We start from the raw sequence: 13,506 nt of genomic DNA on the forward strand, positions 1-13,506 counted from the left end.
ACGTGACCATCGCGGCCGTGCGGTACGTGGGCGAGGTGGGCGCGCGCCTCCGCGAGCAGGAGGCCCGCGCCGCCCGTGCCGAGGCGCTGCACGCGCGCGCGGAGATGCAGGCCCTGCGCGCGCAGATCAATCCGCACTTCCTGTTCAACACCCTGCACGGGTTGCTGGAGCTGGTGAGCGCGGGCGACGGGCGGGCCGAGGAGGCCATCGAACGCTTCGGTGCGCTGCTCCACCGCACCATCGACGTCCGCCGCAGCGCCGCCGACGACGTGCCGCTAGACGAGGAGATCCAGCTCGTGCGCGACTACCTGTGGATCGAGCAGCTTCGCCTGGGCACGCGCCTGATCGCCGAGATCGAGGTGGATGACGACGCCCTGTCGTGCACCGTTCCCTCGTTCGTGCTGCAGCCGCTGGTGGAGAACGCGGTGAAGCACGCGGCGTCGGCTCGCGTGGCGCCTACGTCCATCCGCGTCCGCGCGGCGCGGGAAGGCGGCCGGCTGCTGCTGTCGGTGGAGGATGACGGGCCGGGCGCCATCGTGGAGCAGGTGGAGCGTGCCCCCGGCGCGGGGCTGCGGCTGGTGCGCGGCCGGTTGGAGGCGCGCTACGGGGAGGATGGGCAGATGCGGATCAGCACGGCGCCGGGCGCGGGGTTCCGCGTTGACATCATGCTTCCCGCCGCTGCGCCCGCGCTGATGATGGCGGCGCAGCAATGAGCGTGATGATTCTGCGGACCGTGGTGGCGGAGGATGAGCCGCTGGCCCGCCAGCGGCTGCGGCGCTTCGTGGAGCGCGACCCGCGCTTGGTGCTCGTAGGTGAGGCGGAGAGCGGGACGGCGGCGGTGGAGCTGATCGACCGGCTGGCGCCCGACGTGGTGTTCCTGGACGTGCAGATGCCGGAGTGCACCGGCCTGGAGGTGCTGGAGCGCGCGGCGCACCGCCCCGCGCCGGTGTTCACCACGGCGTACCCGGAGTATGCCCTGCGCGCGTTCGAGGTAGAGGCGTACGACTACCTGGTGAAGCCGTTCGGATGGACGCGCTTCCAGGCTGCGGTGGACCGGGTGGCGCGCCGTCTCGCTGCCCCGCCAACAGCGCCGCCGACGCTCGCCGCCGCGCCTGAGCCGTACCTGGAGCGGCTGTTCGTGCGCAGGCGGGGCGAGATGGTGCCGGTGAGCATGCGCGACGTGCACCGGATCGAAGGTGCGGGCGACTACGTGACGCTGTGCACCGGCACGGACCAGGTGCTGGCCGACATCAGCCTGAACGAGCTGGAGCGCCGGCTGAACCCGGCAAGCTTCCGGCGCGTGCACCGGGCGCACATCGTGAACCTGGACCACGTATCCGCCATCCGCCCGTACGACGAGCGGCGCCTCTCCATCCGCTTCGCAGACGGCTCCGAGGTGGTGGCCAGCCGCGCGGGCTCGCAGTCCCTGCGCGAGATGGTGCGCTGACCGGCTGATTCGGTACACGAAGTTCTGCATGCCCACCGCGCCGGCACCCGAGTGGACTGCGGCGTCCGCCGGGATCCCCCGTCACGGAGATGGAGCCGGCGGTCGCAGCTCCGGGCAGGGAACCCGGCTATACCATGGCCCAGCGCTACCATCGGCCGTGCCCGTCCGCTCCCAGTACGGGTAATCGCGCGCCGCGTAGGCACGGCACCCTTCCGCCCGCACCTCGTCCAGCATCTGCCCTTCGCGCAGCAGGTGCAGAAGCATCTCGCGGTCGCCCAGCACACCCGGATTGCGGACCAGGAGCCGGCTGATCTCCAAGGGGGGTGGATCCCGCCTGGTGTACTCCTCCAGCAACGCCCGCAACGCGAACTCCGGCGTGCGGGGATTGCGCGCCAGGGCCAGCCCGTGCTCGTCGAAGAGCACCGCCCGCGCCGGCGCACCCACGCTGCCCAGGGATGCCAGACGCGCTAGCAACAGGGGGTCACGCCGCACGTCCCGCCGGGCGACGACCTCATCCACCGCCCCCTCATCCAGTGTCCGCAGCCGGGGCGCGAGTTCGCGCACAACGCGGATGGGCGTGCGGGGGTCCCGCGCCATGCAGTCGGCGTAGGCACCGCGCGCCTCTTCGGCCATCCGGTCGAACGCCGCCCAGTCCGGCCGGCGCAGCCACGCCTCCAGGCCGGCGGTGGGGGTGGGATCGCCGCTGTCGCTTACCTGGGCCACCCGGCGGGTGCGCCGGTCGTAGGTGAACACGTACGTCCGTTGATAGATGCACCCCGACAGGCAGTCCCCCCAGCCGCGCGAAAGGGTCAGCCGCACCGTGTCGCCGTTGAGCCGCGCGCCGATGGACGAGCCGCCGCCCACGTACAGCGTAGACCCGGCGGACCGCACGTCCGGCAGTCGCCGGTAACGCGCCGCCAGCGCCGGACCGTTGGCGGGCCGCGTAAACAGCACATCCACCTCGCCGCCCAAGAGCCGGTGTGCGATTCGCACCCCGCGCGCCCCCAGGGCCCCGTTCAGGCTGTCGATCTGGCGTAATCCCGTCCGCGGGCGCAGCGTATCCCCCGCGGCGTCCGGAAAGCGGGAAACGAAACGCGCCCAGGCAGAGTCGGTGAGCCTTATCGTCAGCGGCAGCTGCCCCGCGGCCCCGATGTCGCGGACCTCGGGGAACCGGTTCCGAACCGCTGTGATCGCCTCCGTGGCCGCCTTTAGCTGCTCGGCCGTGAAGAAAGGATCAGGCGTGGCGCCCTGCAGCGCCTCGGCTGCTTCCCAGCGCAGCCGCCCCGGCTCGGCCGTGTACAGCGGCGGCGCCGCGGTCGAGCACGCGGCCACGGTGAGCAGAAGGCGGATGGCGCTCGCGGCGCGAACGCGGTGCGGGGCCGGCGCCGCTCCTTTTACCCTTGCCTGCCGTGGGAGCACACGGCGGTGAAGCCATCTCGTGGGCATCTACGTGTTCACTCCGCGTTCCACGCCCTGTCGAGGCGCAGCGTTGGTGGAGGGACGATCCCGCAAGCGAGGACACGGGGGCCGCAGAGAGAACGTTTCAATCCGGAGTGCTCTGCCGTCTGATATCCCGGCCGGCGATTTCCCTCCCCGGTCACCCGGAGCGCCGGCTTCTATCGGCGGCGGTTCACCTTCTCCGCGATCTCATCCAGCTCCTTCGTCGCGCGATCCTCCGCTGCATCGCCGCGGATGATCTTGCCCAGTTCCCCGGCCCTCGTCCTGAACGCCGGCTCGTCCAGGAGCCGCCGGAGCGCGGCGGCGATCCGGGAGGGTCCGGATGACGGACGCAGCCTCAGCCCCACACCGCGGGCGACAACGCGGGCTGCGGTGTCGTCCTGGTCGCGGCCCATCGGCAGGCAGAGGAGCGGTATGCCGTTGGCCAGCGCGCGCATCACCGTGCCGTGCCCCGCGTGCGTCACGATGGCGGACGCGTGCGGGAACACCCGGGCGTGCGGCGCGTGGTCGACGGTGATGACGTTGCCGGGAACCTGGAACCGCGCTCCCGCCATCGCGGGACCCAGCGTGACCAGGCCGCGCACCGGCAGCGAGCCCAGCGCGGCGATGATGCGCTGCAGGATGTCGCGCTGGTTCTGGAAGGTGGATGACAGGCTGGCGACCACGAGCGGACGCGGATCGTCGGCGGGCCACGGATTCTGCCACTCGCCGGCCCAGTCGGGGTCGTCCAGCACGGGCCCCACGTACCGCACGTTGGGCGGCGGCGGCGTGATGGGAAAGTCGAACGCGCGGGAGGTCAGGATCAGCCGCAGGTCAGCCGCGTGGTACTGCCCCACCAACTCCTGCGACGAAGCGAGCGGCGCCAGTCCGAACGGGCGGCGCGCCTCGTTGTACGCCGGAAGGAACGGTTCGACCTGCTTGTAGAACAGGCGCGTCATCAACTCATCCCGCACCCGGCCGATGAGGTCCGAACGCGGCAGGAAGCCCGGGCCCGCCGCCGGCCTTCCCGGGCCGGGCAGGTATTCGGGCATGTGGAACAGCACCACGCGCGGCGTGCCCATCCACTCCGCGGCGATGAGCGCGCCCGGCATGAGCGCGTCCGCCACCACCACGCTCGGCGGCTGCGTTTCCATCGCCCGGCACGTCTGGTCGGCCACCATCCGCGCCGGACCGAACACCACGTGCCGGAACGTGGCCCGCAGCGCGCCGAGGGGCGTCATCGCCGCCGAGTCGCCGATCAGGTCCTCCGTCCGGTCCTGCCGCGCGAACGGCGGCGGGAGCGCGAGGAAGCGTCCGCCCAGCGCCTCCACGGCCGGCCGCAGGCAGGGCTCCGTGAGTACGCGCACGTCATGGCCGCGCGCCGCGAGCCGCCGGGCGATCCCCAGCACCGGCGGTACGTTGCCGCCGCCTTCGAAGGTCACGAACAGGAAGGATCGCGGAGGAGGCATGGGGAAGGAGGGGCTGGATGGAGCGGAGGGAGGGCGAACATCCGGTCAGCGGCGAATGATTGTACCTCCATCGACCGCGCGGCAATGTTCTCGTCGAGCCCGCCCCCTCTCGCATCCGCCGAACGCACGGACGCCCGCCAGGACTCGATGTCCTGACGGGCGCCCGTGCTCTACGCGATCACCGGCGTACCGGCGGCACTACTTACTTGGCGACGATGATCTGCTGCGTCTGCGTGTCGACGATCGCGATGCTGCCGCCGAACACCTGCGGGATGATGCTGTTCCCCTCGGCGTCCCGGGCGAGTTCGTCCATCAGAACCACGTGCTGAACCCCAAGCTGCTGCGCCATGCTGGTGCGCCGCTCCAGGTCCATCTGGTAGTCCTTGCGGTCGTACTTCATGATGGAGCCGGTCGCGGCATCGATCCCCCAGCCAACAATGCTGGCCAGGTTCAGCACGCTGACGACGTTGAACTCCTGGCTCAGCTCGAACGTGCGGTCCTGGTAGCCGGCCATGCGGAGGATGACGGTCTTGCCCGACAGGCTCCGCTTCACGGGAACGGTGATCGGCGTCTTGCCGACTTCGATCCCGTCGATGAGCACCGTGGCGCCGGCCGGGTTGGAGTTGAAGTTGATCGTGTCCTTGGTGCCGGTGAACAGCGTGGCGCAGGCATTCAGTGACAATGCAGTGAGGGGGACGAGGGCAAACATCATCTTCTTTCGCATGAACCATCTCCTGAGCGGGGGTAGCGTCGCGTGACCAACCGGTGGGTTCAGGCAAGCGAGCGCCGTGAACGGCGGGGCGTCGACGCCCCGACCAAGGCGAGCGTCGATGTACGCTTCGCCGGTATCGAGCCCCATACAGGGGGCGCGTATTGGGATTCGTGGGTGTTGGGTCGAGAACGAGCGGTTTGCAGGAGCTACGAGCACCAAGCGGGCGACAAACTATCGTCCCTCGGCCGCGTTGTCGAGTGGGGGCCCTGAACAGCCCACGGGACCAGCCGGAGCACGGTGCCGATCGCTGGCCGTGCGGCCGGCGGGCTACTGTTGCGGGGCGGACAACGAAAATTCGTTCGACGTGCGCTCGTCCTGCGGCAGCGGGGTGGCGAGCGGGGCACCTCGCCGTGATGGGATACCCCGTGCCAGACGGCAGCTAAAGCCGAGGCGACGACCATGTCATCGGCCGTAGGCCCGAGCGCATTCGGGAAGGCACGCGTTCGTCGAAGACTTGCATCTAGCGGGACTCCACCTTGTCTGATCGGACTATCCGTCGCTTCATGTCGAGTAGTCGGCTTCTACTCCGGCTCCTTTTACGGAGCGCCACTCCATCATCGCTCTTTGTCCCTTAGGGGTAAGGCTCCAAAAGAGACCCATCCCGCCACTTGTGCTCTTGGTATACTTAATCTGCACAAGCTGGTATGCCATCAACTGAACCTTCATCGTGTCATAGTCAATGTCCTTTATCACCGGAAGCATGCCATCCTTTTTAGCATAGGTGTGGAGGAGGGCAGAGATCCGGGTTCGGGCAGAACTGTCGCTCGGATGATCCAACAATGCGGGAGCGATGATAGTAAATAGCTCTTGCCACGCAAGGGTGACGCTCCAAGATCTACGAACGCTGCCGACCCGATGCTCACACTGAATGGTTGTTCTGCTCTGAAGCGGAGCAAGATCAGAGATTACAGGTGCCGCGACGATCTGGCGCCGCGCGTCTTCAAGTTCTTTCTCTAGGTTGCTAATCCCTCGCCGCAAATCGTTCAACTCGCTTAATGTCTCTGCACTAGGTGCTCCTGTAGCGCGGACCCAGCCGACAGCAGGGTATGCTTTCATCGTTTTCGACAGACTTAGTGCCACCAGCCCAGGCAACTCGTCACCCCGCGTCCAGAAGCGGACGAGTCGTCCTTGCGCAACTCGGTCACGAAAGATATCGAGTTTCTTCCGTGCATCCGGGTCCAATTCGGATTTGCTCGCCGCGATCTCCTCGGGCCGCTCGTGAAGGAACGCCAGTACGCGTAGACCTCGTTCGACCGCATAATCGTACTCTTTTTCTGTATAGCTGATGCCCTCAGGTGTAAGGGAGCCGTACCGGCCACCAATGATGAGCAAATAATAGTCACAATCATCGATTACGCGCTTAATAAACTCCCATTGCTCTTCGTCAGCTGCTGGAAAGAGTTCCATCCCCGCTGGAAAACAGTCCAGTTCCATGATAGTCTGCATCACTCGGCGTCGCTCATCATGGAGATCAGCAAACGTCGAACTGATAAACACCTGATAACGCTTATCCATGATTGCTCCTGTCGGCGGAGATAGTTACGGCTGTGCGAATCTCGGGTCCCATGCGGACTCCCCACGCCATCGCTAGCAGCTCCGGTGTGGACACCGACCGCCGGCCGTCGCAGAAGTCGGCGATCTGGTGGCGGCAGCTGAAGCCGGGGGCGACGACCAGGTCATCGGGCCCGGCGCCGCGGACGGCGGGGAAGAGCACGCGCTCGCCGCAGGCCTTGCTCACGTCGTAGTGGCCCTCTTCGTAGCCGAACGAGCCCGCCATCCCGCAGCATCCGCTGTCCAGGATCTCGAACTCCAGCCCCTCCACCCGGCTCAGCACCTGGCGCGTGGGCTCCATCCCTACGAGCGCCTTCTGGTGGCAGTGCCCGTGGACCACGGCGCGCGCGTCCAGCCGGCCCGGCTTCCAGTCCGGCAGGCTGGCCAGGAACTCCTCCAGCGTCACCGATGCCGCCGCCAGCGACCTGGTCCGCGGGTCGCGCACCAGGTCCGGCAGCTCGTCGCGCAGGGTGAGGATGCAGCTGGGCTCCACGCCCACGATCCACGCGCCGTTCTCCACTTCGGGCGCCAGCGTGTTCAGCAGCGTGGTCTGCAGGTCGCGCGCGTGGTCCAGCAGCCCCTTGCTCACCGCCGCGCGCCCGCAGCACACCTGCGTCTTCGGCAGCTGCACGTTGAAGCCGGCGCGCTCCAGCACCGTCACGGTGGCCTTCAGCGGCTCGGTGCCGAAGAAGCCGTTGAAGGTGTCGTCGAACAGGATCACCGTCGGGCGATCGGCGCTCGCGGGCTGGGGGCGGCGCTTGAACCAGCGGCGGAACGGCTCCGGCGCGAAGGTGGGCATGTCGCGGCGCGGATCGATGCCGCCCATCCGCTTGATCATCCCCGACAGCATCTTGTTGCCGAAGTTGGCGAACCCCGGCGCGATGGAGGCCGCGCGCGCCACGTCGTGGATGCGCCCGAAGAACTGCGCCTTGCGGTCCACCCCGTGCTCGCGGTGGTGCTGGGCCAGGAACTCGGCCTTGTAGCGTGCCATGTCGACGCCCACCGGGCACTCCGTCTTGCACGCCTTGCACTGCAGGCACAGGTCCAGCGACTCCAGCACCTCCTTGCTGCGCATTCCCGGCAGGCTGCCCGTCATCGCCTCGCGCAGCGCGTTCGCGCGGCCGCGAGTAGAATGCTGCTCCTCAAGTGTAACCATGAACGACGGGCACATGGTCCCGGCGTCCAGCTTGCGGCAGACCCCCATGCCGTTGCACTTCTCCACCGCCACCGCGTAGTCGCCGCCGTCCTCGGAGTAGTCGAACCACGTCTGTGGGGGGTGGGCGCGATAGTCCTCGCCAAAGCGCAGGTTCTCGCTCATCCGCTGCACGGGCGGCACGATCTTCCCCGGGTTCATGCGGTCTTCCGGGTCCCACGCGCGCTTCACCTGCCGGTGCAGCTCCATGATCTCCGGCCCGAACATGATGGGCAGGAACTCGCTGCGCGCCAGCCCGTCGCCGTGCTCGCCGGAAAGCGATCCGCCGAACTCCACCACGAGTTCCGCCACCTCGTGCGCGATGGATTGCATCCGCCCGACGTCCTCGCCGCGCTTGAGGTTCAGGTCCACACGGATGTGAAGGCACCCCTGCCCGGCGTGCCCGAAGAAGCCCAGCGTGGTGCCGTTGCGCGCCACGATCTCTTCAAAACGCCGCGTGTAGGCGCCCAGCTTTTCGGGCGCGATGCCGGTGTCCTCGACGAACTCCTGCGGCTTGATGTCGCGATGCGCAGTCGTGCGATACAGGAGCCCCGTCGCCGCCTGGCGCAGCGCCCACGCGGCCGTCTGCTCGCGGGCTGACAGGTACACGCCCGGCGTGGGCCTGCCCGGCAGCCCCGGCGCGCGCCGCGCGAAGTCGTGCGCCAGCTCCGCCACCTCGTCCGCCGTCTCGCCGCTGAACTCGCAGAACAGCACGCCGAGAGCATCGGGAGATGCCATCAACGCCGTGGAGCGGAAGTCCAGCAGCTCGCGCGCGCCCTGCATCACCCGCGAATCCACGATCTCCAGCGCGGACAGTCCCGGCTCGTCCAGGATGTGCGGCGTGGCGTCGAAGGACGTGAACCGCTCACGGAAGCTCAGCAGCACAAGCGCGCGGTGGGGCGGCACCGGCACCAGCCCCAGCTCGGCCTCCACGACGGTGGCCAGTGTGCCCTCGGACCCGACGACCAGGTGCGCCAGGTTCAGCTCCGGCGCCTCGAGCATGGCGTCGAAGTTGTAGCCCGACACGCGGCGCGGCACCTTGGGATAGCGCGAAAGGATGCGCTCGCGCTCGGGCTCCAGCAGCCCCAGGACCTTTCGCGCCAACTCGCCCTCCACGCCCGCCATCCCCTCCACGCTGTCGCGCCCCACGGGCCCGAAGTGCGCGGCGCCACCGTCGTGAAGCACGCAGTCCAGCGAGTGGACGTGGTCTCCCGTCTTGCCGTAGATCAGCGACCGCGCGCCGCACGAGTTGTTGCCGATCATCCCGCCGAGGCAGCACTGACGGATGGTGGCCGGGTCCGGCCCGAAGGTAAGGCCGTGCGGCGCCGCGGCGCGGTTCAATCGATCCAGCCGCACGCCCGGCTGCACGCGCGCGCGCCGGCGGTCGGGGTCGATCTCGATCACGCGGTTCATGAACTTGCCGAAATCCAGCACCAGCGCGGGTCCCACGGTCTGCCCGGCCAGCGCCGTCCCGCCACCGCGCGGAAGCACGGGCACGCGGTTCTCCGCCGCCAGCCGCACCGCGTTCTGCACGTCCTGCGCGTCGCGTGGAACGACGACGCCCACGGGAAGGATCTGGTAGAGCGAGGCGTCGGTGCTGTAGAGCAGGCGCGACTTGGCGTCGAAGCGAACCTCGCCGCGAATGCGCTCCTTGAGGGCGCGCTCCAGGCGGGCTCCCTTTGCGTCGGGCTGAATGACGAGCATCAGGACTGGGCTGTGTGGATGACGGCTGGCCGGGCTGCGAGCGTGCTCCGGCCTTGTTCCACAACATACGGCGGGGCGGCGCGGCCGGCACGATGGGGTGGGATGCTGCGGGATGCGTGCCGGAGGGTGTCGCGGTCCTTTGGGTTGGGTGCGCGCGACAGGCGCCCCTCATCCCCAACCCTTCCCCCACAAACTGCGTGGGGGAAGGGAGCCAGTATCGTGCGCGTCCGCAGGTGCCGGTGCTCGGGCTGGGATTGCGAGCGGAATTTGGGGCGTCTGATCGCTCCGGCGCGTCCCCCCGGCTGCCCTCATCCCCGGCCCCTCTCCCGCGAGCGGGAGAGGGGAGAATTCGATCGCGCTTCGGCCAGGCCCGGCGCAAAACCGTGTCATCCAGAGGCGCGAGCGCACCGAACCATCCCGCCCGCCAAACGATGCGCGCCGTGGGATCTTGCTGAGGACACCTCTCACCTTTGGCGCGGCAGCGGCACGACAGCCGAGGACGCGGATCCCAGGGTATTCGCGTGCGCCCCCCGGCACGGGCGGTTGAAACCGCTGCAACAAACACACGAAGTCCGCCTGCGCGGACTGGCTTGCTGGAGTGTGTGTTGGAGTGTGTCGCGCGACCGGAATCGGCTGGGGCACGGCGCGTGGGGTGAGTGCGGTTTGCGCCCGGGCTGTGTGGCGGATCCCTCAGTCGCTGCTATCGATGGTGTACGGGCATGGCTTTCCGAGGTCGCTCCATCGGGATGACATCCTGTCCGAAGGCAGGGTGGTGAAGGTGAAGCCTCGCTGGCCGTTCACGTGGCTTTCCGCTGTTTTTCGCAGCGGCGTCATCCTCTCTAGCGCCGGTTACGCCACGGGCACCCGCGCCGGCGAGACAGCCCGGTTGCGCGCCTTTTCTTCGTACATGGCGTGATCGGCGCGGCTCACGGCAGCGGGCAGGTCTTCCAGCCCGCCGAAGTCCGCGGCGCCCATGCTGGCTTCGATGGCGAGGCGCTCGCGTTGTCCTGCATCCAGCGCCTCGTTTGCCTCGCGAAGCGCTGCGCGGATGCGTGGCATCACGTCTTCCACGCGCGCCGCGGGAAAGAGCACCAGGAACTCGTCTCCCCCCAGGCGATAGACACGGTCCAGCGGGCGGACGGACTTGCGCAGCGTCTCCACCGTGCGCCGCAGCAGGTCGTCGCCCGCGGCGTGGCCGTAGGTGTCGTTGACGGCCTTGAGGTTGTCCATGTCCATCACCAGCGCCGTCCCGAAGCGCGCGCCCACCGCCTCCAATCCCACGCCCTCGTCGTAGGCCCGGCGGTTCAGCGCGCCGGTGAGCGGATCGTACAGCGACACGCGGCGAAGATGGTCGTGCGCCACCGCCAGCTGCGCGCGGGCATCGTCGGCCTCGCGTCTCGCATCCTCCAACAGCACCACCACCATCCCGAACCCCAGCAGCATCTGGGCGAGCAGGTCGAAGTAGCTGTTGTACTGCAGCACGAAGTTCAGCGGCCGCGCAACGTTGAGGACTCCGTAAAGCTTCACCATCCCCAGCGCGACGCCGTACAGAATCCACAGCCCTGCGATGCTCCCGAACACCACGCCGATGGCCCTGCTGCCCAGCGTGGCGCGCGACCGGGGGAGGCGCAGGAAGAGCAGGGAGCAGGCCCCGAACGCGGCAACCATCACCGGCACCTGCATCAGCATCACGTGGTTCAGATCCACGCCGGGAATCAGCGAGGTGACCAGCGCGAATCCGAGCGCGGATGGGAGCGCCACCCGGCGGAACCGGAGCGGGTCCAGCCCCAGCAGGTAGTTGAGGGTTCCGCCGACCAGGTACGCGATGAACAGCAGCTTGCCCACCTGGTAGATCACCCCGGCCGCGCGCACGATGATCGCCGTGTCGCCCGGCAGCACCGGCGGCAGATACAGGATGCCGACGCCTGCCAGCGCGATGACGAGGGCCGCCCAGCCGCGCGTCCAGTACGCGAAGTACGGCCGGCGCTGGTTGGCGCGCAGCAGCACGGAAAAGAGCACCAGCATCAGCACGGCGCCGCCGGCCTGGGTCAGCAGGCCGATCGTGGATATGAGTGCGCCGATGTCCTCGGGTGTCATGTCGGGCGGGAAATGCGGGGAGGTGAAACGGGCCAGGGACGGGGAGTGCCCTGGCCGTCGAGATGAGGCTAGGAGCCCAGGCTGCGGCGGCCGGAGGCCAGCTTGGCGGCTTCGCGCGACAGGCGCTCGCGGCGCTTGGCGTCGCTGGCCTTTTCGCCGGGCAGGCGAACGCTTACCCCCACGCCGCCCATCATGGCGAACCCGCTGATGCGGAGCACGGGCGCGCTGCCGTCAGCGGGCGCGTCGGTGTGGCCCTTCTGGCCAAAGCCGCCCATGATCCCGATGCCGTTCACGTCCAGGTGCACACCCGGCGGCACCACGATGTCCACGCCACCCATGATCGCGAGGATGTTGATCTCGGTGACGCCGGGGGCAAAGCGCGCCTCGCGAAGGTCCAGGTCCACGCCGCCCATGACGGCGATCACGGTCGTCATTTTGGCGGGCGCCCAGGCACCGCTGCGCTCGGCTCCGCCCATGATGCCGACGATCACCTGCGAATCGGCGTTGTAGCCGCCGGTCGCGGGCAGGTGTGATCCCGCGGCCGCGCTCTGCGCGGCGTGCAGTACGGGCAGGTCCGACACGAGCGAGCGGAGCTCTTCGAGCGAGCCGGCGGCGTGCGCGCGGTCCAGCCGCTCCTCCAGCCCCGTGTCGGTCAGGTTGTCGACCGCGTAGTGCTGGCAGAGCTGCTGGATGGTCTGCTCGCGCGTCCGCTCCAGCGGTACGGGAGCGGAACTGGGCTGGGACATGGACTCACTCACCTGCCAGGGGACGATCTGCACCGAGCCTCGAGCGACGCCCGGTACGCACCAACAAGATGGCGAACGAAACGCCGGACGGGAAGTTTCAAACGCGCCGGCCGCCCGTCCCCATCCCCGCCCCTACCACGTCAGCACGATTTTGCCGAAGCTCTCGTTGGCTTCCATCCGCGCCTGCGCCTGCGCCACCTGGTCGAAGCGGAAGACGGAGTCCACCACGGGCTTGATGCGCCCCGCAGAGATCAGCGGGATCACCGCGTTGGAGAACTCGCGCGCCAGGGCGATCTTTTCCTCCAGCGGGCGGCTGCGCAGCACGGTGCCGAACAGGTGGATGCGCCGGCGCAGCAGCAGCCCCAAATCCACCTCCACCTTGGAGCCGCCCGTCGTGCCGACGACGACGACGCGGCCGCGCAGGGCCACCACGCGCAGGGACGCCTCCAGCAGCTTGCCGCCCACCAGGTCCAGCACCGCGTGCACGCCGCTGCCGTAGGTTGCCTGGTTCACCGCCTCGGCCAGGTCTTCGCGCGAGGTGTCGACGCCCGTCTCAAGCCCCAGTTCGGCCGCGCGCTTCAGCTTGGCGGCCGTCCGCGACGTGCCGATCACCGTGGCCCCCGCCGCGCTGGCCAGCTGCACCGCCGCCGTCCCCACGCCGCTGCCGACGGCCAGGATCAGCACCCGCTCGCCGACGGTCAGGTCCAGCTGGCGGAACAGCGAGTCGTACGCCGTCAGGAACGCTTCGGGGATGGCGGCCGCGTCTTCCCACTCCAGGTTCTGGGGAATGCGGATGCCCTCGCGCTCGTGCACCACCACGTACTCCGCGTGTCCGCCGCCGCCCACGATGCCCATCACCCGGTTGCCGACGGCCCACAGCCCGGCGCCCTCCCCCACCGCGTCCACCTCGCCGGCGTACTCCAGCCCCGGGATGTCGGCCGGGGCGCCGGGCGGGGCGGGGTAGGCGCCCCGCCGCTGCAGCAGGTCTGCGCGATTGAGCGCCGACGCGTGCACCTTTACGCGAATTTCCCCTGGCCCGGGCTGCGGGACGGGGCGATCCTGCATCTCCAGGACTTCGGGCCCGCCCGGCT

The 13,506-nt window shown here is 69.0% G+C and carries 10 protein-coding genes; 2 read left to right on the top strand and 8 right to left on the bottom strand.

Going from position 1 to position 13,506, the window contains the following annotated elements:
• Together VIB55_RS00315 and VIB55_RS00320 are read left to right on the top strand one after the other, a co-directional pair.
• The coding region (locus tag VIB55_RS00315) for a sensor histidine kinase (protein ID WP_331874660.1) at nt 1-713 on the top strand (713 nt) is incomplete at its 5' end.
• Nucleotides 710-1,447 (top strand): LytTR family DNA-binding domain-containing protein, encoded by a 738-nt coding sequence (locus VIB55_RS00320; protein ID WP_331874661.1) that lies wholly within the window; start codon nt 710-712, stop codon nt 1,445-1,447. The genes VIB55_RS00315 and VIB55_RS00320, both read left to right, overlap by 4 nt.
• 81 nt (nt 1,448-1,528) lie before the next feature.
• Here VIB55_RS00320 and VIB55_RS00325 read toward each other — a convergent pair whose 3' ends face one another.
• From VIB55_RS00325 to VIB55_RS00360, 8 genes are all read right to left on the bottom strand, one after another.
• Nucleotides 1,529-2,893 (bottom strand): hypothetical protein, encoded by a 1,365-nt coding sequence (locus tag VIB55_RS00325; RefSeq protein ID WP_331874662.1) that lies wholly within the window; start codon nt 2,891-2,893, stop codon nt 1,529-1,531.
• 170 nt (nt 2,894-3,063) lie between these two features.
• Nucleotides 3,064-4,353, bottom strand: a complete 1,290-nt coding sequence (locus tag VIB55_RS00330) for a glycosyltransferase (protein ID WP_331874663.1) — start codon at nt 4,351-4,353, stop codon at nt 3,064-3,066.
• Between the two features lie 202 nt (nt 4,354-4,555).
• Nucleotides 4,556-5,077, bottom strand: coding sequence for a PEGA domain-containing protein (locus VIB55_RS00335; protein WP_331874664.1), 522 nt, complete (start codon nt 5,075-5,077; stop codon nt 4,556-4,558).
• 549 nt (nt 5,078-5,626) lie between these two features.
• Entirely contained in the window at nt 5,627-6,640 is a 1,014-nt protein-coding gene (locus VIB55_RS00340; protein WP_331874665.1) for a DUF4062 domain-containing protein, read from the bottom strand.
• Nucleotides 6,633-9,572: an FAD-binding and (Fe-S)-binding domain-containing protein gene (locus VIB55_RS00345; protein ID WP_331874666.1), complete on the bottom strand. Its 2,940-nt coding sequence runs from the start codon at nt 9,570-9,572 to the stop codon at nt 6,633-6,635. Before VIB55_RS00345 ends, VIB55_RS00340 begins: the two co-directional genes overlap by 8 nt.
• 849 nt (nt 9,573-10,421) lie before the next feature.
• Nucleotides 10,422-11,669, bottom strand: coding sequence for a GGDEF domain-containing protein (locus tag VIB55_RS00350; RefSeq protein WP_331874667.1), 1,248 nt, complete (start codon nt 11,667-11,669; stop codon nt 10,422-10,424).
• 68 nt (nt 11,670-11,737) lie between these two features.
• Nucleotides 11,738-12,415, bottom strand: a complete 678-nt coding sequence (locus VIB55_RS00355; RefSeq protein ID WP_331874668.1) for a DUF1707 SHOCT-like domain-containing protein — start codon at nt 12,413-12,415, stop codon at nt 11,738-11,740.
• A 132-nt stretch (nt 12,416-12,547) separates the two neighbouring features.
• Nucleotides 12,548-13,506, bottom strand: a 959-nt coding sequence (locus tag VIB55_RS00360; protein WP_331874669.1) for an NAD(P)H-quinone oxidoreductase, incomplete at its 5' end; no start/stop codon positions are given.

Source organism: Longimicrobium sp. (assembly GCF_036554565.1).
GTDB lineage: Bacteria > Gemmatimonadota > Gemmatimonadetes > Longimicrobiales > Longimicrobiaceae > Longimicrobium.

What these genes read in the sequence shown, in the direction of transcription:
- VIB55_RS00320 (WP_331874661.1), top strand. Translation starts at nt 710, where the DNA reads ATGAGCGTGATGATTCTGCGGACCGTGGTGGCGGAGGATGAGCCGCTG.
- VIB55_RS00325 (WP_331874662.1), bottom strand. Translation starts at nt 2,893, where the DNA reads ATGCCCACGAGATGGCTTCACCGCCGTGTGCTCCCACGGCAGGCAAGG.
- VIB55_RS00330 (WP_331874663.1), bottom strand. Translation starts at nt 4,353, where the DNA reads ATGCCTCCTCCGCGATCCTTCCTGTTCGTGACCTTCGAAGGCGGCGGC.
- VIB55_RS00335 (WP_331874664.1), bottom strand. Translation starts at nt 5,077, where the DNA reads ATGCGAAAGAAGATGATGTTTGCCCTCGTCCCCCTCACTGCATTGTCA.
- VIB55_RS00340 (WP_331874665.1), bottom strand. Translation starts at nt 6,640, where the DNA reads ATGGATAAGCGTTATCAGGTGTTTATCAGTTCGACGTTTGCTGATCTC.
- VIB55_RS00345 (WP_331874666.1), bottom strand. Translation starts at nt 9,572, where the DNA reads ATGCTCGTCATTCAGCCCGACGCAAAGGGAGCCCGCCTGGAGCGCGCC.
- VIB55_RS00350 (WP_331874667.1), bottom strand. Translation starts at nt 11,669, where the DNA reads ATGACACCCGAGGACATCGGCGCACTCATATCCACGATCGGCCTGCTG.
- VIB55_RS00355 (WP_331874668.1), bottom strand. Translation starts at nt 12,415, where the DNA reads ATGTCCCAGCCCAGTTCCGCTCCCGTACCGCTGGAGCGGACGCGCGAG.